Source organism: Arthrobacter sp. D1-17 (genome assembly GCF_054130535.1).
The window spans coordinates 1,701,016-1,724,913 of the sequence record NZ_CP096382.1 but is presented as its reverse complement, the minus strand read 5'-3'; the positions used below and the strand labels follow the sequence as shown (position 1 = coordinate 1,724,913).

The following is a 23,898-nucleotide window of genomic DNA, read 5'->3' as shown; positions in this document are numbered from 1 at the left end:
ACGCGGTAATTTGGAAAGCTGGATACGTGCTTGCAATCGTCTGCCCTGGACAGGGCTCACAGACCCCCGGTTTTCTGGCCCCTTGGCTGGAACTGCCTTCCGTAGCGGGCCATCTGGCCTCCCTCAGCGAAATCGCAGGCATTGACCTCACTGCGCATGGGACCACCTCGGATGAGGAGACCATCAAGGACACTGCCGTCGCGCAGCCCCTCATCGTCGCAGCTGGCCTGGTGGCCGCAAAGTCCCTGTTTGACGTGGAACTCAGCACACTGCCGGTCATCCTTGCAGGCCACTCCGTGGGTGAGATCACAGCCTCGGCCCTGGCCGGTGTGCTGACGGAGAAGGAAGCGATGGTCTTCGTGCGGGAACGCGCCAACAGCATGGCCGCTGCCGCTGCTGTGACTCCCACGGGCATGAGTGCCATCGTGGGCGGCGACCCCGCCGAGGTACTCACAGCCATCGAGGCGGCAGGCGCGACCCCCGCGAACGTCAACGGTGCCGGCCAGACCGTCGCCGCCGGAACCTTCGAACAGCTCAAGGCCCTCGCGGAGAATCCGCCGGCCAAGGCCCGCGTCATTCCACTTAAGGTTGCCGGAGCATTCCACACGTCACACATGAAGCCGGCTGTAAGTGCCCTGGAGGCCCTCCGCCCCGAGCTCCAGCCGCAGGCCCCTGCCGTCCCGCTGCTGTCCAACTTCGATGGCAAGGAAGTCACGGACGGTGCAGCAGCCGTGAACAGCCTGATCGCCCAGGTTTCCCGCCCTGTCCGGTGGGACCTCTGCATGGAAACCCTCGTTCAGCGCGGCGTCACCGGCGTCATCGAACTCGCTCCGGCCGGCACCCTGGCAGGATTGGCGAAGCGTGGCATGCCAGGAGTCAAAACCGTCGCCGTCAAGACTCCTGAGGACCTGTCGGCAGCCCTGGCACTTTTCGCAGAACTGGAGGGCCAGGCATGAGCACCCCCACACTGAAGCAGGCGCCGGTCAACAAGTACACCCGCATGCTGGGTCTCGGCGCCTACCGGCCGGACGTCGTCGTGACCAACGAGGATGTCTGCCAGTGGATCGATTCCTCCGACGAGTGGATCCGGCAGCGCACCGGTATTATCACCCGACACCGGGCCCCTGCCGAAGTAAGCGTGATCGACATGGCCGAAGGTGCTGCCCGGGAGGCCCTGGCTCAAGCGGGCATCGAGGCCTCGCAGCTCGGAGCCGTCATCGTCTCGACGGTGACCCACCCCTACGCAACACCATCGGCAGCAGCCAGCCTCGCCGACCGGCTCGGCGCAACGCCGGCCCCGGCCTTCGACATCTCTGCAGCGTGCGCCGGATACTGCTACGGCATCGCCCAAGGCGATGCGCTGGTCCGCTCCGGCGCTGCCCAGTACGTACTGGTGGTCGGTGCCGAGAAGCTTTCCGACGTCATCGACAACACCGAACGCACCATTTCCTTCCTCCTGGGTGACGGTGCCGGCGCGGTCATCATCGGTCCGTCCGAAACACCGGGCATTGGACCCTCCGTCTGGGGATCCGATGGCAGCAAATGGGATGCAATTGGCATGACCCACTCCCTGGTTGATGTGCGCGACTTCTCGGCTGCGCGCTCAGGTGTGCTGGCCCATGCGGGGTCATCGCAGGGAGGCGCGCTCACTTCTGAAGAAGCCGCCATCACGGACGCCGCCATCTGGCCCACCCTTCGCCAGGACGGCCAGACCGTGTTCCGTTGGGCCGTCTGGGAAATGGCGAAGGTTGCCCAGCAGGCGCTGGACGCCGCCGGCATTCAGGCCGAGGACCTTGTGGCTTTCATTCCGCACCAGGCCAATATGCGCATCATTGATGAGATGGTCAAGAAACTTAAGCTGCCCGAAACCGTCACAGTGGCCCGGGATATCGCAGATGCCGGGAACACGTCGGCTGCCTCGATCCCGCTGGCCACCCACCGGCTGCTGCAGGAGCACCCCCAGCTCAGCGGCGGCCTGGCGCTCCAGATCGGTTTCGGTGCCGGACTGGTGTTCGGCGCCCAGGTTGTAGTCCTTCCGTAGGAAATCACCACATCAAACCGCAACCGCGGTTTGCCCCGTTTCCGGCAGACCCTGCCGGCAATACAAGAAAAGGAGCCACCAATGGCTAGCAACGAAGAGATCCTGGCCGGACTGGCTGAAATCGTCAACGAAGAGACGGGCCTTGCCCCCGAGGCCGTCGAGCTGGACAAGTCCTTCACCGAGGACCTCGACATCGACTCCATCTCAATGATGACCATCGTGGTTAACGCTGAAGAGAAGTTCGGCGTGCGCATCCCCGACGAAGAGGTCAAGAACCTCAAGACCGTCGGCGACGCTGTGGACTTCATCTCCAACGCCCAGGCTTAAGCAGGACCCGGCCGCACAGCGGCCGAAAACCGGCTGGCCGGCCCGCAGTTCGCTGCCCGGGTCGGCCAGCCGATGCATCACCTGAGACTTTTTCTCACCACAGACTTTTCGCAGACCCCTCGCACGCCACCGATGCAGGCCTCCGGCCGGACAGCACGGGACAGGCAGGTGCACCGACAGAGAGTGATCCCATGACACGCAAAGTAGTCATTACCGGTCTGGGTGCCACCACGCCCATCGGCGGCGATGTACCCACAATGTGGAAGAACGCGCTGAAGGGGGTATCCGGCGCACGGACGCTGGAGGACGACTGGGTTGGCAAGTACGAGCTCCCGGTTCACTTCGCGGCACGGTGCTCGACGCCGGCCCTCGACGTTCTGAGCCGCGTTGAAGCCAAGCGCATGGACCCGTCCACACAGTTCGGCGTTATCGCCGCCCGTGAAGCCTGGGCAGACTCCGGCGTTACCGACGTCGACCATGACCGCTTTGCGGTGGCCTTTGCCACAGGCATCGGCGGTGTCTGGACTCTGCTCGATGCGTGGGACACGCTGAAAGAAAAGGGCCCCCGCCGCGTCCTGCCCATGACAGTCCCCATGCTCATGCCCAACGGCGTGGCCGCTGCGGTCAGCCTCGACCTCGGAGCCCGGGCGGGTGCTCACACCCCTGTCTCCGCGTGCGCCTCGGGCACCGAGGCCCTGCACCTGGGCCTGGACCTGATCCGCTCGGGCAAGGCCGACATCGTCATGTGCGGCGGTGCGGAAGCTGCCATCCACCCCATGCCGCTGGCTGCCTTCGCGTCCATGCAGGCCCTCTCCAGGCGCAACCATGAGCCCGAGCGCGCGTCCCGCCCTTACGACATGGACCGCGACGGCTTCGTCATGGGTGAGGGAGCCGGTGCCCTCGTCCTCGAAGCGGAGGAGCACGCGCTGGCCCGCGGCGCCCGGATCTACGGCGAACTCGCCGGCACCTCCGTGACGTCTGACTCGTACCACATCACCGCTCCCGATCCGCAGGGACTGGGCGCCACCCGCGCTCTTAAGGCCGCCATGTTCGACGGCCGGATCCAGGCCGAGGACGTTGTCCACGTGAATGCCCATGCCACGTCCACTCCGGTGGGCGACAAGCCGGAGTACACAGCACTGAAGGCCGCCCTCGGCGCCCAGGTAGACAACGTGGCCGTCTCCGCGACCAAGTCGCAGATGGGCCACCTGCTCGGCGCATCGGGTGCGGTTGAAGCCGTGCTCACCGTGCTGGCCGTCCACGAGCGCAAGGCACCCCTTACCATCAACCTGGAAAACCAGGATCCGGAGATCCCGCTCGACGTCGTCACCTCCGAGCGCATCCTGCCCGCCGGCGACATCGTGGCACTGAGCAACTCGTTCGGCTTTGGCGGCCACAACGCCGTTATCGCTGTACGAAGCGTGTGATCACTGACTGAAACAGCCATTGGCTGCGCGCCAAGAAGCCCCCGCCGGATGGCGGGGGCTTCTTGCGTTGCTACGGAAATGGGCGCCGCGGGCCGTCTGGTGCCTTAGCAGGCTTTGCGTGGTCCTTAGCCGGCTCGGTGTGCCCTGGCTGGCCGGCGTCTTGGCGAACTTGAGTGTTAGCCGACCTGGTGCAGCCAGCGGACCGGAGCACCCTCTGCTGCATGGCGGAAGGGCTCGAGTTCCTCGTCCCACGCCTCCCCAAGGGCAAGCGAGAGCTCATGGTAGACGGCGGAGGGGTCGCCCGCACCGGACTCGTAGGCGTACCGGATCCGGTCCTCGGACACCATGATGTTTCCGTGGACATCCGTCACCGCATGAAAAATTCCCAGTTCGGGCGTGTGCGACCAGCGGCCGCCGTCCACACCCTGGCTGGGTTCCTCGGTCACCTCAAAGCGCAGATGCGCCCAGCCCCGGAGGGCAGACGCCAGCTGCGCACCTGTCCCCTGAGGACCAATCCAGGACAGTTCCGAACGGAACATTCCGGGCGCGGCCGGCTGAGGGGTCCACTCAAGATCTGTCCGCTTGTCCACGACAGATCCGATGGCCCACTCGACGTGGGGGCACAGCGCAGTAGGCGCCGAGTGAATAAACAGCACACCGCGGGTCATTGCAACAGACATTCCATCCTCCATAGCTGTAGGTACGTCTTCCCCAACGACCTGCATGAATGGATCTCTGGTGCTCCGGGCGCCGCATAGTGCCGGATATTCCTGCCAATCTATGAAACTGTTACCGGGCTTGCAAGATGGCCAAAGGCTTAAAGCACAACTTGAAAGTTGCCGGACCTGGCTCTTATTGTGCCGTACCCCGTCTAATTACGCCAGTGGGATTCGGCGCGCCGTCACGGCGCGCCGCCTAAGCCCGAGGATGGGCTTGCTGGTAACTCCGTCGCAGCCGATCCACGGAGACGTGTGTATAAATCTGCGTAGTCGCCAGGCTGTTGTGCCCGAGTATTTCCTGCACGGCGCGCAGGTCAGCACCGCCGTCCAGCAAATGCGTGGCGGCCGAGTGGCGCAGGGCGTGCGGGCCGGTGGCGGCGGTGTCGCCTAGCGCTTCGAAGAGGCCCTTGACCACACTCCTGACCTGGCGCTGGTCCACACGGCTTCCCCTCATACCCAGAAACAGTGCGGGGCCGCTGCCGGAGGTGACGAGCTTGCCACGGCCCCGGCGCAGCCAATCGTCGACAGCGAGCGCGGCTGGCAGCCCGTAGGGAACCGTGCGCTCCTTGTTGCCCTTGCCGAGGACCCGCAGCGTCCGGCGGTCCGGGTCGAGGTCATCGATGTCCAGTCCAGCCAGTTCGCCGACACGAATCCCAGTGGCGTACAGCAGCTCCACCATGGCCCGGTCCCGCAGCGCCATGGGAGCTCCGTCCTGCGCCGCATGGTTCAAGTCGGTGAGCAGCCGGACAAGCTGCTGTTGCTGAAGCACCCCCGGCAGGGCGCCTTCCTTCTTCGGTGCCTTCAGTCGTAGGGCAGGATCCTTCTCGATGAGTTCCTCCCGCAGCGCCCAGGCCATGAAGCTTCGGGCAGTGGCGGAGCGTCGGGCCAAGGTGGAACGGGAGGCGCCTGCCTCGCTTTGGCTGCCCAGCCAGCGCCTAAGCGTGCCCAGCTCGATCTGGCCCAGTGCGCCGGCACCCTCTTGGGCCGCGTGTTCAAGCAGACTGTTCACGTCCGAAAGGTATGCCCGGACTGTATGCACGGAACGCGCCCGCTCGCCTTCCAGGTACCGCCCAAAGCTGGTGAGGGCCTCGGCCAGGGCCCGCGGCAGCTCCTTGTTTTCCACGCTCTCACTTTCCCAGTATTCGGCGGACGGTCAAGGATTGTGCCCGGCGAGCCGCCAGCCGTCCCCGTGGCTGCTCCCCTGGCTTGAGGTTCAGCCCGCATTCTTGGACCGCTTCCATCCGGCGCCATGGGATTCTGCCAGCCCGAGCAGGCCCAGCCTGCCGAGCCCGGCCCTCACCGATTCTGCCCCCAGCCCGGCGACGGTGCAGAGTTTCTCCACTGAGCTGGTGGATCGGAGCGGCAGGGCGTCCAGCAGAATCAGGTCCTCCAGTGTCAAGCCGTCGTGGACGGCACTTCCGCCGTCGCGTGGGTCCGGCAGGGAACCACCGCTTGGTGCTGCCAGCTCTGCGATCTCCGCGGCATCCGTTACGCAGACGGCACCGCCCTCGCGGAGGAGGCGGTGGCAGCCGGCGGAGTTGGCGCTATGCACCGATCCCGGAACGGCGCCAACTGCCCTGCCCAGCGTCTCGGCATGGTGGGCGGTGTTCAGCGCTCCGGACCGCCACCGGGCCTCCACCACAACCGTCACCGAAGCCAGTGCGGCAATGAGTCTGTTCCGTTGCAGGAAGCGGTAACGCGTGGGCGCCGACCCTGGCGGCACCTCGGCCAGAACGGCTCCTTGGTTCACCACAGCCCGCAGCAGACCCTCGTTCCCTGAAGGGTAGAAACGGTCCACTCCCCCGGCCATCACGGCGATGGTCGGCAGGGCTTCAGCCACGCCTGCCAGCGCACCCCGATGCGCGTGGGCGTCTATGCCGTAGGCCCCTCCCGAGACAACTGTGAAGCCCCGTTGCGCCAGGGAGTAGGCAAGATCTCCCGTCACGGCTGCGCCGTAACTCGTACTGTCCCGCGAGCCGACCAGCGCGATGGATTTCGGCGCCGGCGGAAGCTCCTGCTCAACGCCGCGCCACCACAGGCAGATTGGTTCATGGATTGCGAGGTCGCCGAGCTGCTGCGGCCATAGATCGTCTCCCGGAATGATCACCCGACCGCCAAGACGTTGCATGGTCACCAGGTCCCGTTCTGGTGCCAGGTCAGGTATCCTCGGTGCCCACCGTTTCAGCGCCGCTGTCAGTCCGGCCCAGGACGTCGCGGCACCATGTTCTGCAAGAACACGCGTCAGTTCCTGTTCCAAGGCAGGGCTGACGGTGATCTCTCCCGTGGCGATCCGGAGTGCATCCTGTGCTCCCACTGCCTGCACCAGCGCAAGGCCGGCCGAATCCTGAGGCTCCATCAGTCTGGAAAGGGCGGCGCGTGCGGTTCTCTCGTTGTCCAAGGTCGGTTCCTTTCAGACGGCGGCCGAAGCCGCCTGCCGGAGGCTCAGGGCATGTCCGATGTCGTTAATGTCCGGGTGGTCCCGGCAGGCCAGGTCCGCGAGGGTCCATGCCAGGCGCAGCACGCGGTCGTACCCACGTGCTGTCAGCGCCCCCCTTTCGAGGGCGCGGTCCAGAATGCGGGTGGCCCCGGACGCCAGCCTCAGCTCCCCGCGCAGGACGCTCCCGGGGACCTGGGAGTTGGTCTCCATCCCCAAGGGGCCAAGCCGCCGCAGTTGCCGCCCTCTCGCTGCCCGGACCCGGCCGGCGACTGCGGCACTGTCCTCCTCGTCGCCGGACTGGCCGAAGCTGGCAAGTGAGACACGCTCCACCTCCAGCTGGATGTCCACCCGGTCGAGGAGCGGTCCCGACAGGCGCCCCAGATACCGCCGGCGCATCGTGGGCGTGCAGGTACAGCCGATGCCTTTTCCTGATGCCTTGCCGCAAGGACACGGGTTGGCCGCCAGCACCAACTGGAAGCGGGCAGGATAGGCCGCTGTGCCGGCAGAACGGTGAATAACGAGCTCACCGCTTTCCAGCGGCTGGCGGAGCGCATCGAGAACCCTGCGCTCGTACTCCGGAGCCTCGTCAAGGAAAAGAATGCCGCGGTGCGCCCGGGATGCAGCGCCGGGCCGGGGCAGGCCGGAACCGCCACCAATGATGGCAGCGGGCGTCGCGGTGTGATGGGGATTCTCGAACGGTGGTCGCCGCACCAGCCGAAGTGCCGAGGAGGAAAGTGCGCACAGGGAATGGATGGCAGTGACCTCCATTGCCTCCGTGTCGCCCAGGTCGGGAAGGAGCCCGGGGAGCCGCTCGGCGAGCATGGTCTTGCCTGCTCCCGGCGGCCCGGTGAGGAGAAGATGGTGAGCCCCGGCCGCGGCCACCTCAAGGGCACGCCGCGCCTCGGCCTGGCCTGAGACGTCACGCATGTCGGGAATGCTGCCGGGCGCGGACGAGGTTTCCTCACCCGATGGTTCTTCATCCGGTTCAGAGTCCAGGGACAGCTCCTGGGGATCGGCTCCGAAATCCAGGGCAAGCCGCGCAAGCGTTCGGTACCCCTTGACATGGGCACCCGGCACGAGCGCGGCCTCGGCGGCATTGGCCTTGGCCACCACAACATCTGAATAGCCCGCCTGAACCGCGGCCATGACGGCAGGGAGGACACCGCGGACGGGCCGCAGCCTGCCATCCAGGCCCAGTTCGGCGATGAAGACAGTACGCCCCGGGGTCCGGATGTCACCGGCGGCGCACAATGCCGCCATGGTGATGGCAAGGTCGAAGCCCGAGCCGCTCTTGGGCAAGGACGCCGGAATGAGGTTGGCCGTGATCTTCCGCCGGCTCAGCGGGATGCCGGAGTTCTGCGCCGCAGACCTGATCCGTTCCTTCGCCTCATTCAAAGAAGCATCGGGAAGCCCGAGAATGATGAATGCCGGCAGCGTCTGGCCGATATCGGCTTCAACCTCCACAATGTAGCCGTTCAGCCCCACCAGTGCCACAGAGTACGTTCGTCCCAGGGTCATCTAACCCACCCCCTTGAGATGCTCCAGGATGGGCTCGCACACGCCGTCGTCCAGCACCGCAACCACATCCACCCGGCGCAGCGGAATCCGGAGCCCGTGCTGGCCGCACCAGGCGGCTCCGAGCCGGTGGAGCCGTGCGAGCTTCTCGCGGCCCACCGCTTCGAAGGGGTGGCCGTAGGCAAGGGACCGGCGCGTTTTCACCTCGGCAATGACCAGCGCATCGGCGTCGAGGGCCACGATGTCGATTTCACCCTCAGGGCAGCGCCAGTTGCGCTCCACGATCAGCATGCCCAGTGATTCCAAGTACGCCGCCGCGAGCTCTTCCCCACGCCGGCCCAGCACGTCTTTGGCTTTCATATCTACCTCCGCAACCAGCGTGCGGGTACAGCGTCAGCGCGGGATATGGAGCTGTTGGTCTATGTGGGAAACCAGCCGAAGGCAGGGGTGTGGAGGGGTAGTGGGCCTTGCAATGGCCGGTGCACTGAACGACAGTGGGCCGTGGAACGGCACGGGACTCTGAGCGAACAGTTCAGGGCCCACCCGGGTATCAGAAAACTCAGGTATCAGGGGCGCAACCAGGCCGGATCAGTTGCCCAGGTCGACGTCCTTGGGCAGTGCAAGCTCCTCGTTGCGCGGAAGCTCCTCAACGTTGACGTCCTTGAAGGTGATGACGCGGACGCTCCTGACGAAGCGGGCGGAGCGGTAGACGTCCCAGACCCAGGCATCCTGCAGGGTCAGGTCGAAGTAGACCTCGCCGTCGGCGCTGCGTGCCTGCAGGTCCACGTGGTTGGCGAGGTAGAAGCGGCGTTCGGTCTCGACCACGTAGCTGAACAGCCCGACGACATCGCGGTATTCGCGGTAGAGCTGGAGCTCCATGTCGGTTTCGTAGTTTTCAAGATCCTCGGCGCTCATGGTTCCATCTTGCACCATGGAGCGCTCCCCCGCGCACCACGAGCTGACGCACCGGTCGCCACCGGTCAGTACGCACAGGTGTGCGGCCGGAGAGGGTTCCGTTGCCAAGGAAGATTATTCGGACAGCAGGTTCCAGCTGACGCGGTGGTGCGGGCTCGGGCCGGCAGTCCGGATAGCCTCCCGGTGCGCGGCCGTCCCGTAGCCCTTGTTGACGTCCCAGCCGAAGGCGGGGTACTCGACGTGCAGCTCCTGCATGGTGCGGTCCCGTTCCACCTTGGCCAGGACGCTGGCCGCGGCGACGCTCAGGCACTGCATGTCCGCCTTGACCAGTGTCTGGACTGGAGCGTCGCAGCCGGGGTCCACCACGACCTCGTCAAACAGCGAGGGCTGCGTGTCCGGGGATAGCCAGTTGTGGCTCCCGTCCAGCAGCACGACGTCGGGCCTGATACCTGCAGCAAGGATCTGGAACCACGCCCGGTTGCCTGCCGTCCTGAGGGCCCCCATGATGCCCAGTTGATCGATTTCCCGGGCGGTGGCGTGCCCTACAGCTGACGCGACGCTCCAGGCCCGCACCAGCGGAACCAGGCGTTCACGCTCGGCCGCCTTCAGCAGCTTGCTGTCCCGGACGTCCGCCAGCAGTTCCATGCGGCGCAGGTCCACCACGGCGATGCCCACACTCACCGGCCCGGCCAGGGCACCGCGGCCTACTTCATCGACGCCGGCGAGGAACTGTGCTCCACGGGGCAGGAAACGCTTCTCGTAGTCGAGCGTTGGGGCAGCGGACATCACTCACCTGCCGGAGGAACGTTCTCGAACACGTCCGGATAGTTGTCGAGACCCGACCAGCGGTTCATCGGCCACGCGATGACTGCCGCGCGGCCTTCGATGTCGGCAATGTCCACGAAGCCGCCGTTGGAATCGGTGTGGGCCCGGGAATCCGCCGAGTGGTTGCGGTTGTCGCCCATGACCCAGACCTTGCCCTCCGGGACAACCACGTCGAAGTTGCGCACCATCGGCACTTCGGCAGGGTTAACGTACTTTTCGTCCAGCGAGGCCCCGTTGACGGTCACTTTCCCGTCGGCGTCACAGCACAGGACATGGTCACCGGGCAGGCCGATAACGCGCTTGACGAGGTGCTGCTCCGAGTTGTCAGGGAGCAGGCCAACAAACGTCAGACCGTCCTCAACCCAGGTGAAGGGACCCTCGGCTTTCTGGGGTGTGGGCGGCAGCCAGCCCTTGGTGTCCTTGAACACCACCACGTCGCCGCGTTCGAGGGCGAACGGTTCCGGAACCAGCAGATTGACGAAGATGCGGTCGTTGACGTCCAGCGTGCTCACCATGGACTCTGACGGAATGTAGAAGGCACGGAACAGGAACGTTTTGATGAGGAAAGAGAGGACGACGGCGATGATCACCACCGTGGCGATCTCCTTCAGCCACACCATGAAGGGGTTGCGGGCAGGAGCCTGCTTGTTCCGATCGACCCCGGCAAGCCTTGCGCCCGCACGGGGACGTTTGTCCTGCGGAGGAACGGTCAGGTCCCCGGTGGCGGGCCCACCGTTGTTGCCGCGCGGGGCAGGTTCAGTGGATGTACCAGCATCGATGGGCCCGACGGTAAAGGGCTTTTCCCCGCCTGCAGGAACAGCCGCGTCAGCACGGTCGGCCGTATGAGCCCGGTCGGCCGCTTCAGGAAGCGGTTGTGCCGGTCTGGGAGGCTGCGCCGGGCCAGCGGGCTGCGCGGGCGCGGGGCCATCGGGGACGGCCGGTGCCGAAACGGGCTCGCCCAAAGCGCGCCTTCCAGGCCTGGCAGCAGCCTGCTGCGGCTCGGAAGTCCCAGGGTCTGTCTCGGGCATTTACTGTCCGTCCTTAGTCGTTGAAGTGGCCGCCTTGGACGGCCGGACCAGTGAGCCAAATCTATCAAGCGGCCAGATGATCTGTACCGGTCTGCCGATGACCCGGTCGATGCGCACCATGCCGCCGCCGGGTGCGCCGAGAAGGCTGCGGGAGTCTGCGGATAAGGAGCGGTGGTCCCCCAGCAGCCAAAGCCGGCCGGCTGGCACGGAGACACTGAACTTGTGGTTACTGGGCGCGTCCCCGCCGTGGATGTAGGGTTCCACGATCGGCTTGCCGTTGACGGTGAGCCGCTGCCGGGCATCACAGCACACGACCTTGTCTCCCGGCAGGCCGATGACGCGTTTGACGTACGTGGTGTCGCTGCCCGTCAGTCCCAGCCAGTTCCCGGCAGAGACCAGCGCCTCGCGCATCGGACCCGCGCCGGAGCTCAAGGGGGCAAATGATCCGCGGCCGTCGAATACCACCACGTCACCGCGGCGGATTGGTTCGGTCTGGAAGTCTGTGCGCGAGACCAGAATGCGGTCCCCGGCCCTGAAGAGCGGCTCCATGGACGCCGAGGGGATGTAGTAGACGTCCAGCCACAGTGAACGGACGACGCCGCTGAGCAGCACGGCCAGACCGAACGCAAGAAACACACAACGCCAGCCCGGTTTCCCTGGCTGGCGTTGTGTGGTGTCCATGATCCGTATCCTGTGGCGCTGTTGCGGATGGCTCCGGCGCTGGCCGGATACGGGTCGCGGACCCGCCGTGCAAGTCCGGCAGGGACTTACTTGGCGGTGCTGAAGTCGCGCTTTTCCTTGATCTTCGCAGCCTTACCGCGCAGTGCACGCATGTAGTAAAGCTTGGCGCGGCGCACATCACCCTTGGTGACGAGCTCGATCTTCTCGATGATCGGGGAGTGCACCGGGAAGGTACGCTCCACGCCAACACCGAAGGAAACCTTGCGGACCGTGAAGGTCTCGCGGATGCCGTCGCCCTGGCGGCCCAGGACGAAGCCCTGGAAGACCTGGACACGGGAGTTCTTGCCTTCGATGATGTTCACGTGCACCTTGAGGGTGTCACCCGCGCGGAACTCGGGAACGTCGGTACGCAGCGAGGCTGCATCTACGGAATCGAGAATATGCATTGATCCACTCCTGGCGAACGCCACAGGTCATTCACTTTGGGTCACGGCGGCCAAGCCCGGAATGCCGGGAATCGCCGCCGAAGTGTTGAGGTCCGGTCCCGCCACCCTTTGGCGGCACCGGGGTGTCCCGCTGTTGGTTACGCTCCCCCTGTGGCAGGTGCGGACCCAGCAGACACAAGGCTTAATTATGCCCCATATGCCCCAAATCGGTTAATTATGGGACGCTTCGCGCCCTATCGCTGATGCTGAACTGCTGAGGCTCAGGCGCCCGGCCCGCCTTCATGGTCCGGCCCGCCTTCATGGCCCGGCCCGCCTTCATGGCCCGGCCCGCCTTCATGGCCCGGCCCGCCTTCATGGACCGGCCCGCCTTCATGGAGCGGCCCGCCTTCATGGTCCGGCCCGCCTTCAGCGTCCGGCTGCCGTTTCAGGCGGCCGTCGACGACGTCGTAACCCAGGTCCCCGAGAGCGGTGCGGTCCGCGCGGGACAGGCGTCCGGCGTCGAACTTCTCCAGCAGGTCAGGGCGGCGCTCCGCCGTCCGCCGGTACTGTTCGTGGCGGCGCCACTGGGCGATCTTTCCATGGTTTCCGCTGAGCAGGACGGCCGGAACCTCCCGGTCCCGCCATACTGAAGGTTTCGTGTAGACCGGGTACTCGAGCAGACCGTCCGAGTGGGATTCCTCCACGAGGGACTCCGGATTGCCCACCACGCCGGGCAGCAGCCGGCCGATGGCCTCGACCATTGCCAGCACGGCCACCTCGCCGCCGTTGAGCACGTAGTCACCCAGGCTGACGGGACGCACCGTGAAGTGCTCCGCCGCCCATTCGATGACCCGCTCGTCGATCCCTTCGTAGCGGCCACAGGCGAAGACCAACTGGTCCTCCTCGGCCAGTTCGTAGGCCAGAGCCTGATTGAACCGCTCCCCCGCCGGCGACGGCACGATCAGCACCGGCTTCCCCGCACCGGCTGGACGCGCCTGCGCCACCGACGCCAGCGCCTGTGCCCACGGCTCCGCCTTCATGACCATGCCTGCGCCGCCGCCGTAAGGAGTGTCATCCACGGTGCGGTGGCGGTCAGTGGTGAAAGTCCGGAGATCGTGGACGTTGAGCTCCAGCAGTCCGTCCTGTCGCGCCTTGCCGATCAGGGACAGGTCCAGCGGTGCCAGGTACTCGGGAAAGATACTGACGACATCGATTCTCATCTAGGCATTGACTCCCGGCTGAGGCCCGCCGGCTTCCCCGTTGGCACGGTGACCCTCGACATGGTCACCTTGGTCACCGTCATCTTCAACGCCGTCGCTCTCGGAACCGCCGCCCTCCTCGTTGAGTTCAAACAGCCCGGCCGGCGGAACCACCAGGACATAGCCGTCCTCGACGTTCACCTCGGGAACGATCTGTTCCACGAACGGAATCAGAATCTCCTTGCCGTCCGGAGTCTCCACCACCAGCAGATCCTGGACGGGCATCGTGTTCAGCGCGGAGATCTTCCCGACAACCGCCGGCCCGACGCGCACATCCAGACCCACGAGCTCATGCTCGTACCAGCCTTCGTCATCGTCCTCGTCGAGTTCCTCCGTCTCGATGAACAGTTTCGCGCCCCGGAGGGTCTCCGCCTCGTTCCGGGTCACAACCTCTTCGAAGCAGAGGAGGAGGATGTCCTTGTTCCAGCGGGCGCTCTGCACCGTCAGCGGCCCGGCCGACGCCGGCTCCACCACGAATTCGGTCCCGGGGACGAACCGGTCCTCTGGGGCGTCGGTGAGTACCTGGACGGTCACCTCGCCACGGATTCCGTGGGGCTTGCCGATTCGTGCCACCTGGAGCTGCATGTGTTCCTCTGTTCGGAGTGCGGTTGTAAAAGTTGGCTGCCTTTGCGGACGTCCCGCTCTGCCATGTCTCGGAGGCCGTCCGCTAAGACAGTGTGCCGGGAAAGCAGTACGGCCCCTCCACCGCTGCGGGTGGAGGGGCCGGGCATAAGACAAGTGTTGCAGGCGCGTTACCGGCGGCGGTCGGTGTCGACGACGTCAACCCTGACCTGTTCGCCGCCTGCCAGCGCCGCCACGACCGTGCGCAGTGCACGGGCGGTCCTGCCCTGGCGTCCGATTACCCGTCCAAGGTCTTCCTGATGAACGCGCACCTCGAGGGTATCCCCGCGGCGGTTGCTCTTCTGGCTGACCTTGACATCTTCCGGGGAGTCAACGATTCCGCGGACCAGGTGTTCGAGCGCTTCTGCCAGCAACTTACTCAGCCTCGGTGGTCTCTGCTTCAGCCTCGGCGGGAGCTTCTGCCTTGGCCTTCTTGGTGATGGCTTCCGGAATGATCACGGAACCCTTTTCCGGGGCAGCGAAAGCTTCCTTGTCGGCCTTGGTCTTCAAGGTGCCTTCCTGACCCGGGAGGCCCTTGAACTTCTGCCAGTCGCCGGTGATCTTGAGGATCGCAGCAACCTGCTCGGACGGCTGGGCGCCGACGGACAGCCAGTACTGGGCACGCTCAGAGTTGACCTCGATGTATGAGGGCTCTTCGGTGGGGTGGTACTTGCCGATCTCTTCGATCGCACGGCCATCGCGCTTGGTGCGGGAGTCGGCGACGACGATACGGTAGTACGGTGCGCGCATCTTACCGAAGCGCTTAAGGCGAATCTTTACGGCCACTTTTGTGGTCACTCCTGTTTCTGAAACGGGCTGAACCCACGTTTCTGCACCCGTGGGGCGGGCCATACTTGGGGGTTCGAAAGGACAAGATCCAGACGCGGAGAGAGGGGCCACGCAGATCGAGTACCTGTTTATTGTGCCAGATCAGCGGCACGATTTCGACTTGACGCGGACACGGCGCTGCCCGGAGGACCATGGCGGGGCAAGAAGCGCGGCCCCTCAGGAAGACCAGACGTAAAGGCCGGTGCGGCTGCTTTCATCCACACTGGCGGCCAGTTCGGCCACCTGCTGCACGTACTTCCGCGCCTCGTCGGCTGCGAAGGGCATGTCCTCCTCGGCCGCCCACCGCTCAGCGACCTCATCCAGCACATTGCCCTCGCCCTCGGATTCATAGCTGAGCAGTTCCGAAAGAGCCCGCACCATGGCCGCCGGCACGCCGAGCAGCGAGTCGCTGGCAACATCCACCATGGCCAGCTCGTAGTCGGCACCGGCTGCGTGCACGGCCGCTCCAGCCAGGTCGCCGAGCTGTTCGAACTCGAAGTCGCTGATTTCCGGAATGCGGACACCGCCGGACGGCGCTGGGCCGCCGGACTCTAGCGCGGCGGCCCGCTTAAGGGCTTCATTGTGAGTGGCAACAAAGATTTCGGTGAAACCCATGGGAAATTCGGCCTCGTTCCGTCGGCGGCGGCTACCCCGGACAGCAGTGCCGCGGCCCGGGATGATCGACTTCAGCCTAACCCAGAGCTCAGCGGACGGCGACGCGGATGCGGTTGCGCCAGGGGTCCTCGAACCGCAGCTCCGCTCCGGTGTGGTGAGCAGCGACGCCGGCGAGCTTCAGCCGGTCAGCGAGCGCGCCGACGTCGTCCCCGGCCGGAACCTCAATGAGCACCTCACCCAGCCCGAGAGTGTTACGGCGCGGACCTGCGCCCCGGCTGTTCCAGACGTTCATGGCCATGTGGTGGTGGTAGCCTCCGGCTGAGACGAACAGCGCCTGGCCGTGCCAGCCTGCCGTCTTTTCGAATCCGAGGGTCCCGACGTAGAAGTCGTGGGCCGTCTGCACGTCACCTACCTGCAGGTGCACGTGGCCTACTCCCGCCTCCGTGCCGTGCTGGCCCTCCAGCGCACTCTCGGTCAGGTGCTCCTGCAGGTACTTCTGTGGGGGCAGCGCCAGGCTATCCATGACCACGTTCTTTCCGTCCCAGGACCAGGCTTCACGGGGGCGATCCCAGTAGAGCTCAATGCCGTTACCCTCCGGGTCGGTGAAGTAGAACGCTTCACTGACAAGGTGGTCAGCGCTGCCGGCGAAGAGCTGCGGATCGTACTGCGCCGCGGTGGCGATGGTGGCTGCCAGTGCGGCCTGGTGGTCAAAGAGAAGGGCGGTGTGGAAGAGGCCGGCTTCGCCCCTGCCCGGGATGTTCAGCCCCGGCGCCGGGGAGAGATGCACCAGGGGCGTGCTGAGCCGGCCGAGGTAGAGGCCGCCGTCCTGCTCGGCCACCACATCAAGGCCTAGTGCCCGCTGGTAGTAATCGGTCATGAGCTTCATATCCCCGACCTTGAGCATGACGGTGCCCATGGTGAGGTCGGCAGGAAGAAGGTCGTGGCTGCTGGCTGCTGGTGTCATGTGAATGCTCCCGGACTCACTGGCCACCGGATTTCGATGGTCCCTATACCTCTAAATTACTTGAAGCTTCAATTTATTCCTAACGAACCACTCTTCCTCGCAGCACCACGGCCCTCAGCTCCCTGACGGTCTCAGGCACGGACCGCGGATCCTCCGAGCACACCACCACATCCGCGCTTGCACCTTCGGCAACACCGTCGGCGCGCAGCCAACGGCGCGCTGCCCAGCACGCCGCATCCAGTGCTGCAGACGCAGGAAGGCCGGCACGGTGGAGGGCAAGGATTTCGTCCGCGATCCTGCCGTGCCGGATCACACTGCCGGCGTCGGTGCCTGCGTAAATCTGCACGCCGGACTCGTACGCCTCCCGGACGCGTTCGTTGCGGCGTTCCCACAGTGCCCGCATGTGGGCGGCGTAGCGCGGAAACTTGGACTCCGCCCGGGAGGCGATATCCGGAAAGGTAGCGATGTTGACCAGGGTCGGCACTATCGGCACTCCCTGCTCCACAAAGCGGGGAATGTGCCGCGGCAGCAGTCCGGTGGCATGTTCGATGCAGTCGATTCCGGCATTCAGCATGTCGTCAAGGGTGTCTTCGCCGAAGCAGTGCGCCGTAACCCTTGCGCCCTCATCATGCGCAGCGCGGACAGCGTCCCGGACAGCCCGGGCCGGAAAGGAGGGTGCAAGGTCGCCGATCCCGCGGTCAATCCAGTCCCCCACAAGCTTGACCCAGCCGTCTCCGGAACGCGCCTGCTTTCGCACCGCCTCAACAAGGCCCTCCGGTTCAACCTCCACTGCGAAGTCCCTCAGGTACCGGCGTACCCGCGCGATGTGCCGTCCGGCACGGATAATCCGCGGCGCTTCCGGAGTTTGCTGCAGCCAGCGGGTGTCGCTTACCACTCCGGCGTCCCGCACCAGCAGCGTGCCGGCGTCCCGGTCGGTCAGGGCCTGCGCATAGGCGACGTCGTCATCCACCGCCCCTGCAGGGCCCAGGCCGATGTGGCAGTGCGCGTCCACGAAGCCGGGCAGCACCCACCCGTCCAGAACCAGGTCCGGGCTGCGGTGCGGACGGTGGAAGGTCAGTGTGCCGTCCACAGCCCACAGCCCCGTCCGTTCCCGGTCCGGGCCCGTGAGCACCGTCCCGGTGAATTCGATGATGTGCGACATGGCTCCAGCCTAATCCGGCTGCCCTGTGGTAGCTTCGTTTACGACCACACGGGTGCCCCTGCAGGGGCTGAGATCGGGCTGACGCAGCCTGCGACCGTTGAACCTGTCCGGGTAATGCCGGCGAAGGAAGTGAGCCTTAAATGAGCACCCAGAAATCACAGCTGAGCCCTATCCAAAATCACGCTGCCAAAAACCGTGCTGCCAAAAATGATGCGCCCCGGAAGGACGCTGCCAACGATGAAGGCCCCGTGACACAGTCGCTGAAGTCGCACTCCCTGGCCTACATCGAAGGGGATGGCCTGCGCGTTCCCGTAACTGAAATTGCCCTGGATCCGTCGCCCAACGGGGAGCGGAACGAACCGCTGCGGGTCTACCGTACCGCTGGCCCAGGCAGCGATCCCGTGGTGGGCCTCCCACCGTTCCGAGCGGCATGGATTGAAGCCCGCGGCGACACCGAGCCCTACAGCGGGCGGCAACGGAACCTGCTCGACGACGGCCGGTCCGCCGTACGCCGCGGCGCCGCCTCCGCCGAGTGGAAGGGAGCGCAGCCGGTGCCCCGCCGCGCCGTCGGCGGCAAGACGGTGACCCAGATGCACTACGCACGGCAGGGCGTCATCACCCCTGAAATGCGGTTCGTGGCGCTGCGTGAAAACTGCGACGTCGAACTGGTGCGCAGCGAGCTGGCGGCGGGCCGCGCAATCATCCCCAACAACATCAACCACCCCGAGTCCGAGCCCATGATCATCGGCAAGGCGTTCCTGGTGAAAATCAACGCCAACATCGGCAACTCGGCAGTAACGAGCTCCATTGCCGAGGAGGTTGACAAGCTGCAGTGGGCGACCCAGTGGGGCGCGGACACGGTCATGGACCTCTCCACGGGCGATGACATCCACACCACGCGCGAATGGCTGATCCGGAACTCCCCTGTTCCGATTGGCACCGTTCCGATCTACCAGGCGCTGGAAAAGGTCAACGGCGAGGCCAACGCGCTGACCTGGGACATTTTCCGGGACACCGTGATCGAACAGTGCGAGCAGGGAGTGGACTACATGACCATCCACGCCGGCGTCCTGCTGCGCTACGTGCCTCTGACGGCAAACCGCGTGACCGGCATCGTCTCCCGCGGCGGGTCCATCATGGCCGGATGGTGCCTGGCACACCATCAGGAGAACTTCCTCTACACGCACTTCGACGAGCTGTGTGAAATTTTCGCGAAGTACGACGTCGCCTTTTCGCTGGGGGACGGCCTGCGGCCCGGCGCCACCGCCGACGCCAACGACGCCGCCCAGTTCGCCGAGCTCGACACCCTTGCTGAGCTGACGCAGCGTGCGTGGGAATACGACGTCCAGGTCATGGTTGAGGGTCCGGGACACATCCCTTTCCATCTGGTGCGGGAGAACGTGGAGCGCCAGCAGGAGCTGTGCAAGGGCGCCCCCTTCTACACCCTCGGCCCGCTCGTGACGGATGTGGCACCGGGCTACGACCACATCACCTCTGCCATCGGCGCGACGGAGATCGCCCGGTACGGCACGGCGATGCTTTGCTATGTGACGCCGAAGGAACACCTCGGCCTGCCGAACAAGGACGACGTGAAGACCGGCGTGATCACCTACAAGATCGCTGCCCACGCCGCAGACCTCGCCAAGGGCCACCCGGGAGCGAATGAGCGCGATGACGCACTGTCCAAGGCCCGCTTCGAGTTCCGCTGGCGTGACCAGTTCGCCCTGTCCCTTGACCCCGTCACGGCCGAGGCCTTCCATGATGAAACGCTGCCGGCCGAACCAGCCAAGACCGCCCACTTCTGTTCCATGTGCGGGCCCAAGTTCTGCTCCATGCGCATCAGCCAGGACATCCGCAACGAGTACGGGTCCGCGGAGGCGCAGGCCGCACTGGCGGAGATGGCCGAAGGGATGCGCGAGAAGAGCCAGGAGTTCCTGGCTGCCGGCGGAAAAGTCTACCTGCCCGAGCTGACGCTCCCCGAGTCAGCCCGCCGGTAGCGATGGTTTCGGGCCTTCGTGCGGCAGGCGTTGGGGGCCGGCCGGACGAAGGCCCGAATTTGAGCACGAGGCCCCGAGCGCAGCGGGTCAGGAGGCGCAGCGGGCCCAGGCGCAACGGGTCAGGAGGCCTGCAGCTGCTGTCCGCGGCTGACCTCGGCAATGAATGACCTGATCAGACGGTCGCCTTCGGCAGAGTCCTGGGGCCGGTGGCCGCCCGGGGCGATGCGGTGCAGTGCTCCGGTTTCCTGAAGGTACCCGGCGATCTCCTCGTACAGCGGCTCCCACCCGCCCGTGAGGACGAGGGTAGGTACGCCGGGAACAATCTCCAGCGGCGCCTGCCAGGGAGGTGCCTGCAGCCGCAGCCTCCTGGCAGCCCGCTTCGCCTCCGGCGTGCTGGGTCCGGGCGCCTCGGCGGCGAAGGCCCTCCGCACGAATTCCCGCTCATAGTCGTCATCGCCGAGCTGGTGGCGGATATCGAACAGTGGCTCCATGAGCGCCCGGTGTGCGGCAGTGGCCGGCAGTTCAGCGGTCAGCGACAGGCATGCCGGCTCCACCAGCGTCAGCGAGAACACAAGGTCGGGCCGTTCCACCGCAGCCATCATCGCTGCTATCGCACCCTGGGAGTGGGCAACGATGTGGCCGCCGGCAGCGCCCCGCCCGTCGTCGCCCAGGGAGCGCAGCACAATGCGGGCGTCTTCGGCAAAATCGGTTTCCAGCGGCTCGGCCTCGGCATCGAAGCCGTGCCGCCGCAGGAACAGGGCGTCGTACTGCAGGGCCATGCCGTGCTGGCGCGGCCAGGCGGCGGAGCCGAAGCTTCCGGCACCGTGGACGAACACTACCCGCTGCTTAAACATGACCCAACCTTATGGCAGCGGTCGGACATCGGCGCAGGCCGACATGACCGCGACATGCCTACTTGCCCAGGAACTTGTCGAAGCCCTTGGGGAGATTCAGCTGCGACGGATCGAAGTCGCCGCCCTGCTGCCCGAAGGAGGCGCCAGTCGGCAGTGCCTTGGCAGCATTGGCGCGCCGGGCCTCGGCATCGCGCAGTTCCTGTGCAGCCTTGGCGGGGTTGCCTGACCGGGCCTTCTTCTTGGGCGCGTTCTTGGCACCCTTGCGGGCACCGCCGCCACCACCACCCATGCCGGGCATTCCGGGCATTCCCGGCATGCCGCCGCCTTGGGCCATTTTCTTCATCATCTTCTGCGCCTGGGCGAAGCGCTCCAGCAGGCCGTTAACCTCGGAGACGTGAACGCCCGAGCCCTTGGCGATACGGGCACGCCGTGAACCGTTGATGATCTTGGGCGCGAGCCGCTCGTGCGGCGTCATGGACCTGACGATAGCTTCGACCCGGTCAATCTCGCGCTCGTCGAACTGCTCCAGCTGCTGGCGGATGTTCTGCGCCCCGGGCATCATCATGAGCATCTTCTTCATGGAGCCCATGTTGCGGATTTGCTGCATCTGGGCGAGGAAATCGTCCAGGGTGAAGTCTTCCTGGTCGGCGAACTTCTTCGCCATCCGGGCAGCTTCGTCCTTGTCCCAGGACTTCTCCGCCTGCTCGATCAGGGTGAGGATATCGCCCATGTCGAGGATGCGGGACGCCATGCGGTCCGGGTGGAACATTTCGAAGTCGTCCACGCCTTCGCCCGTGGACGCGAACATCACAGGCTTGCCGGTGACGGACGCGACGGACAGCGCGGCGCCGCCGCGCGCATCGCCGTCGAGCTTTGACAGCACAACGCCGGTGAAGTTGACGCCTTCATCGAAGGCCATCGCCGTGTTCACTGCGTCCTGGCCGATCATGGCGTCAATCACGAAGAGGACTTCGTTGGGGACGATGGCCCGCCGGATCTGGCGGGCCTGCTCCATCATTTCGGCGTCGACGCCGAGACGGCCGGCGGTGTCCACGATGACAACGTCGTGCAGCTTCTGGCGGGCCTCCTCGACACCAGCCCGGGCGACGGCGACCGGGTCACCGGCCGGGTGTTCCAGCTCGGAGGTCGCTCCAGGGTGCGGGGCGAAGACGGGGACGCCGGCGCGCTTGCCAACGACCTGCAGCTGGGTCACGGCGTTGGGGCGCTGGAGGTCGCAGGCCACGAGAATGGGGCTGTGGCCCTGCCCCTTAAGCCACTTGGCGAGCTTGCCCGCGAGCGTCGTCTTACCGGCGCCCTGAAGGCCGGCGAGCATGATGATGGTGGGGCCGGTCTTGGCCAGGCGGATCCGGCGCGTCTCACCGCCAAGGATCTCAACGAGCTCCTCGTTGACGATCTTCACGATCTGCTGGCTCGGGTTCAGCGCCGCGGACACCTCGACTCCAAGGGCGCGCTCCCGGACCTGTCCGGTGAACTCGCGGACCACGGGCACAGCTACGTCGGCGTCCAGCAGCGCCCGGCGGATCTCGCGGACTGTGGCGTCAACATCAGCCTCCGTGAGGCGGCCCTTGCCGCGGAGGTTCTTGAAGGTTGCTGTCAACCGGTCAGAGAGTGAATTGAACACGCGCCGTGCACTTCTTTCAGTGGATGTACGGATGGCGGCCCTGCGGCACACCAGCGCCTCGGCCGCTGTTGCCAGCTGCGTCGACGACGGGACTCGACTATCTAGGGTACCAAGACGGGCCCCCAAGATGGCATGCTGGCACAGTGACGAGGCAAACAACTGTGAAAACCCTGCTCATCCTCGGCGCTTCCGGTGATCTGACGGGCCGGCTCCTGCTCCCGGGGCTGGCCCGCCTGGCAGCCGCGGGACGGACGGAAGGGCTCCGGCTTGTGGGTGCGGGCTCTGATCCGTGGCTCCAGGAACAGTGGCGGGAGCGCGTCCATACCGCCTTCGCCGATGCGGCGCAGAACGCCGGCGCTGTGGGGAAGCAGGCCATCGAGGCGCTTGAACAGTCCACCGCCTACCACCAGCTGGACGTCACAGCGGACGGCCCTTTGGCGTCCCTGCTGTCAGAACTCGAAGGTCCGGTGGCTGTTTATTTTGCCCTGCCTCCGCACGTGAGCCAGAAGGCCTGCGAAATCCTGCAGCCCGGCCAGGTTGCGGCCGGTACCCGCCTTGTCATGGAGAAGCCGTTCGGGTCCGGCCAAGACTCTGCCCGCGAACTCAACCGGACCCTGCTGGGCCTCGTCCCGGAAGACCGCATCCACAGGGTGGACCATTTTCTCGGCAAGGCCACCGTGCTGAACATTCTCGGACTGCGCTTTGCCAACAATTTCCTGGAGCCGGTCTGGAACCGGGAGCACATTGACAAAGTTGAGATCATTTTCGATGAGGACCTGGCGTTGGAGGGCCGCGCCCGCTATTACGACAGTGCCGGCGCGCTGCGCGACATGATCCAGAGCCATCTCCTGCAGATCATGGCTCTGATGGCCATGGATCCGCCGGCCACAATCGGGGAGCGCGACCTGCGGGACGCGGTGGGCATGGTGCTGCGGGCCAGCAGCATCAAGCCTCCTTACGGGGTAACCACGGGCCGTGCGCGCTACACGGCCGGGAGCCTCGGCGGCAGGTCCGTCCCTGACTACGCGGATGAAGAGGGCGTGGACGCTTCGCTCAACACCGAAACCTTCGCCGAAGTCCGGGTGGAAATCGACAACTGGCGGTGGAAGGGCGTGCCGTTCATTCTGCGGTCGGGCAAGGCCTTAGGAAAAAAACGGAAGGAAGCGGTGGTGACCTTCCGGCCGGTGCCGCACCTGCCCAAGGGATTCCTGGGCACCGACGTCCCCAACCAGCTGCGGATCGGCTTCGGGCCGGACACCCTGGAGCTGGACGTGGACGTCAACGGTCCCGGCGACGTCTTCACGCTGGACCGGGCCTCGCTGGTTGCCGAGCTGAACGCCTCGGACCTGCTGCCCTACGGGGAAGTTTTGGAGGGCGTCCTCACCGGCGACCCCCTGCTGTCCGTGCGCGGTGACACCGCCGAGGAGTGCTGGCGGATCGTTGAGCCGGTGCTCAAGGCCTGGGCGGACGGCACAGTTCCGCTTGAGGAGTACGACGCCGGCTCCGCGGGCCCGGAGGCACGGTTAGGTTCCGCGCGGAAGGGCTAAGTTCCTGGCAGGCAAAGAGCCGGTCACCTTGCGGTGACCGGCCCCCTGGCATTCCCCGCGGCTGCGGGT

At 65.8% G+C, this 23,898-nt stretch carries 24 protein-coding genes, 1 pseudogene and 1 riboswitch; of the genes and pseudogenes, 6 read left to right on the top strand and 19 right to left on the bottom strand.

Annotated features, from left to right (window positions below):
* Positions 1 to 26: 26 nt before the first annotated feature.
* The 4 genes from M1E01_RS08030 (at position 27) to M1E01_RS08015 (ending at position 3,795) form a co-directional block, all read left to right on the top strand.
* The gene (locus tag M1E01_RS08030) at positions 27 to 956 is read left to right on the top strand and encodes an ACP S-malonyltransferase (protein ID WP_457974516.1); all 930 of its coding nucleotides are present in this window, start codon (positions 27 to 29) and stop codon (positions 954 to 956) included.
* Positions 953 to 2,041 carry a beta-ketoacyl-ACP synthase III gene (locus M1E01_RS08025; RefSeq protein ID WP_457974515.1) on the top strand — a complete coding sequence of 363 codons (1,089 nt, stop codon included), beginning with the start codon at positions 953 to 955 and terminating at the stop codon, positions 2,039 to 2,041. Before M1E01_RS08030 ends, M1E01_RS08025 begins: the two co-directional genes overlap by 4 nt.
* Positions 2,042 to 2,122: 81 nt before the next feature.
* Positions 2,123 to 2,368, top strand: a complete 246-nt coding sequence (locus M1E01_RS08020; protein WP_003806076.1) for an acyl carrier protein — start codon at positions 2,123 to 2,125, stop codon at positions 2,366 to 2,368.
* 191 nt (positions 2,369 to 2,559) lie between these two features.
* On the top strand, positions 2,560 to 3,795 hold the full coding sequence (locus M1E01_RS08015; protein ID WP_457974514.1) for a beta-ketoacyl-[acyl-carrier-protein] synthase family protein: 1,236 nt from the start codon (positions 2,560 to 2,562) through the stop codon (positions 3,793 to 3,795).
* A gap of 176 nt (positions 3,796 to 3,971) precedes the next feature.
* Here M1E01_RS08015 and M1E01_RS08010 read toward each other — a convergent pair whose 3' ends face one another.
* From M1E01_RS08010 to M1E01_RS07930, 17 genes and pseudogenes are all read right to left on the bottom strand, one after another.
* Positions 3,972 to 4,475, bottom strand: a complete 504-nt coding sequence (locus M1E01_RS08010; protein WP_457974513.1) for a DUF3145 domain-containing protein — start codon at positions 4,473 to 4,475, stop codon at positions 3,972 to 3,974.
* Between the two features lie 235 nt (positions 4,476 to 4,710).
* Positions 4,711 to 5,637, bottom strand: coding sequence for a tyrosine recombinase XerC (locus tag M1E01_RS08005; RefSeq protein ID WP_457974512.1), 927 nt, complete (start codon positions 5,635 to 5,637; stop codon positions 4,711 to 4,713).
* A gap of 90 nt (positions 5,638 to 5,727) precedes the next feature.
* Complete coding sequence (gene dprA / locus M1E01_RS08000; RefSeq protein ID WP_457974907.1) at positions 5,728 to 6,870, bottom strand: DNA-processing protein DprA; 1,143 nt, start codon at positions 6,868 to 6,870, stop codon at positions 5,728 to 5,730.
* Between the two features lie 54 nt (positions 6,871 to 6,924).
* Positions 6,925 to 8,469: a YifB family Mg chelatase-like AAA ATPase gene (locus tag M1E01_RS07995; RefSeq protein WP_457974511.1), complete on the bottom strand. Its 1,545-nt coding sequence runs from the start codon at positions 8,467 to 8,469 to the stop codon at positions 6,925 to 6,927.
* A complete protein-coding gene (locus M1E01_RS07990; RefSeq protein ID WP_457974510.1) occupies positions 8,470 to 8,826 on the bottom strand; it encodes a YraN family protein in 357 nt (118 codons plus the stop codon).
* Between the two features lie 228 nt (positions 8,827 to 9,054).
* Entirely contained in the window at positions 9,055 to 9,381 is a 327-nt protein-coding gene (locus M1E01_RS07985) for a DUF2469 domain-containing protein (RefSeq protein ID WP_457974509.1), read from the bottom strand.
* 114 nt (positions 9,382 to 9,495) lie between these two features.
* On the bottom strand, positions 9,496 to 10,167 hold the full coding sequence (locus tag M1E01_RS07980; RefSeq protein WP_457974508.1) for a ribonuclease HII: 672 nt from the start codon (positions 10,165 to 10,167) through the stop codon (positions 9,496 to 9,498).
* Positions 10,167 to 10,919: a signal peptidase I gene (gene lepB / locus M1E01_RS07975; protein WP_457974906.1), complete on the bottom strand. Its 753-nt coding sequence runs from the start codon at positions 10,917 to 10,919 to the stop codon at positions 10,167 to 10,169. The genes M1E01_RS07980 and lepB (M1E01_RS07975) overlap by 1 nt, the downstream gene beginning before the upstream one ends.
* Before the next feature lie 315 nt (positions 10,920 to 11,234).
* Positions 11,235 to 11,915 carry a signal peptidase I gene (gene lepB / locus M1E01_RS07970; RefSeq protein ID WP_457974507.1) on the bottom strand — a complete coding sequence of 227 codons (681 nt, stop codon included), beginning with the start codon at positions 11,913 to 11,915 and terminating at the stop codon, positions 11,235 to 11,237.
* Between the two features lie 86 nt (positions 11,916 to 12,001).
* Positions 12,002 to 12,361, bottom strand: a complete 360-nt coding sequence (gene rplS / locus M1E01_RS07965; protein ID WP_003806064.1) for a 50S ribosomal protein L19 — start codon at positions 12,359 to 12,361, stop codon at positions 12,002 to 12,004.
* 404 nt (positions 12,362 to 12,765) lie between these two features.
* Positions 12,766 to 13,560 (bottom strand): annotated as a pseudogene (trmD, locus tag M1E01_RS07960) (tRNA (guanosine(37)-N1)-methyltransferase TrmD); the annotation flags it as partial.
* Entirely contained in the window at positions 13,561 to 14,184 is a 624-nt protein-coding gene (rimM, locus tag M1E01_RS07955; protein WP_457974506.1) for a ribosome maturation factor RimM, read from the bottom strand.
* 167 nt (positions 14,185 to 14,351) lie between these two features.
* Entirely contained in the window at positions 14,352 to 14,594 is a 243-nt protein-coding gene (locus tag M1E01_RS07950; protein WP_457974505.1) for an RNA-binding protein, read from the bottom strand.
* 1 nt (position 14,595) lies between these two features.
* Entirely contained in the window at positions 14,596 to 15,006 is a 411-nt protein-coding gene (gene rpsP, locus M1E01_RS07945; protein WP_457974504.1) for a 30S ribosomal protein S16, read from the bottom strand.
* 219 nt (positions 15,007 to 15,225) lie between these two features.
* A complete protein-coding gene (locus tag M1E01_RS07940) occupies positions 15,226 to 15,663 on the bottom strand; it encodes a hypothetical protein (RefSeq protein WP_457974503.1) in 438 nt (145 codons plus the stop codon).
* Positions 15,664 to 15,751: 88 nt separating this feature from the next.
* Positions 15,752 to 16,627, bottom strand: a complete 876-nt coding sequence (locus tag M1E01_RS07935) for a VOC family protein (RefSeq protein WP_457974502.1) — start codon at positions 16,625 to 16,627, stop codon at positions 15,752 to 15,754.
* A gap of 79 nt (positions 16,628 to 16,706) precedes the next feature.
* Positions 16,707 to 17,789, bottom strand: a complete 1,083-nt coding sequence (locus M1E01_RS07930; RefSeq protein ID WP_457974501.1) for an amidohydrolase family protein — start codon at positions 17,787 to 17,789, stop codon at positions 16,707 to 16,709.
* 38 nt (positions 17,790 to 17,827) lie between these two features.
* Positions 17,828 to 17,935: riboswitch (TPP riboswitch) on the top strand.
* On the opposite strand from M1E01_RS07930, the gene thiC reads away from it, so the two are divergent.
* The gene (gene thiC / locus M1E01_RS07925) at positions 17,930 to 19,786 is read left to right on the top strand and encodes a phosphomethylpyrimidine synthase ThiC (RefSeq protein ID WP_457974500.1); all 1,857 of its coding nucleotides are present in this window, start codon (positions 17,930 to 17,932) and stop codon (positions 19,784 to 19,786) included. (Overlaps the previous riboswitch by 6 nt.)
* Before the next feature lie 119 nt (positions 19,787 to 19,905).
* Here thiC and M1E01_RS07920 read toward each other — a convergent pair whose 3' ends face one another.
* Together M1E01_RS07920 and ffh are read right to left on the bottom strand one after the other, a co-directional pair.
* A complete protein-coding gene (locus M1E01_RS07920) occupies positions 19,906 to 20,640 on the bottom strand; it encodes an alpha/beta fold hydrolase (protein ID WP_457974499.1) in 735 nt (244 codons plus the stop codon).
* A gap of 58 nt (positions 20,641 to 20,698) precedes the next feature.
* Positions 20,699 to 22,282: a signal recognition particle protein gene (gene ffh / locus M1E01_RS07915; RefSeq protein WP_457974498.1), complete on the bottom strand. Its 1,584-nt coding sequence runs from the start codon at positions 22,280 to 22,282 to the stop codon at positions 20,699 to 20,701.
* Between the two features lie 143 nt (positions 22,283 to 22,425).
* Between ffh and M1E01_RS07910 the strand changes: the two genes are divergently transcribed.
* The gene (locus M1E01_RS07910) at positions 22,426 to 23,829 is read left to right on the top strand and encodes a glucose-6-phosphate dehydrogenase (protein WP_457974497.1); all 1,404 of its coding nucleotides are present in this window, start codon (positions 22,426 to 22,428) and stop codon (positions 23,827 to 23,829) included.
* Positions 23,830 to 23,898: the final 69 nt, after the last annotated feature.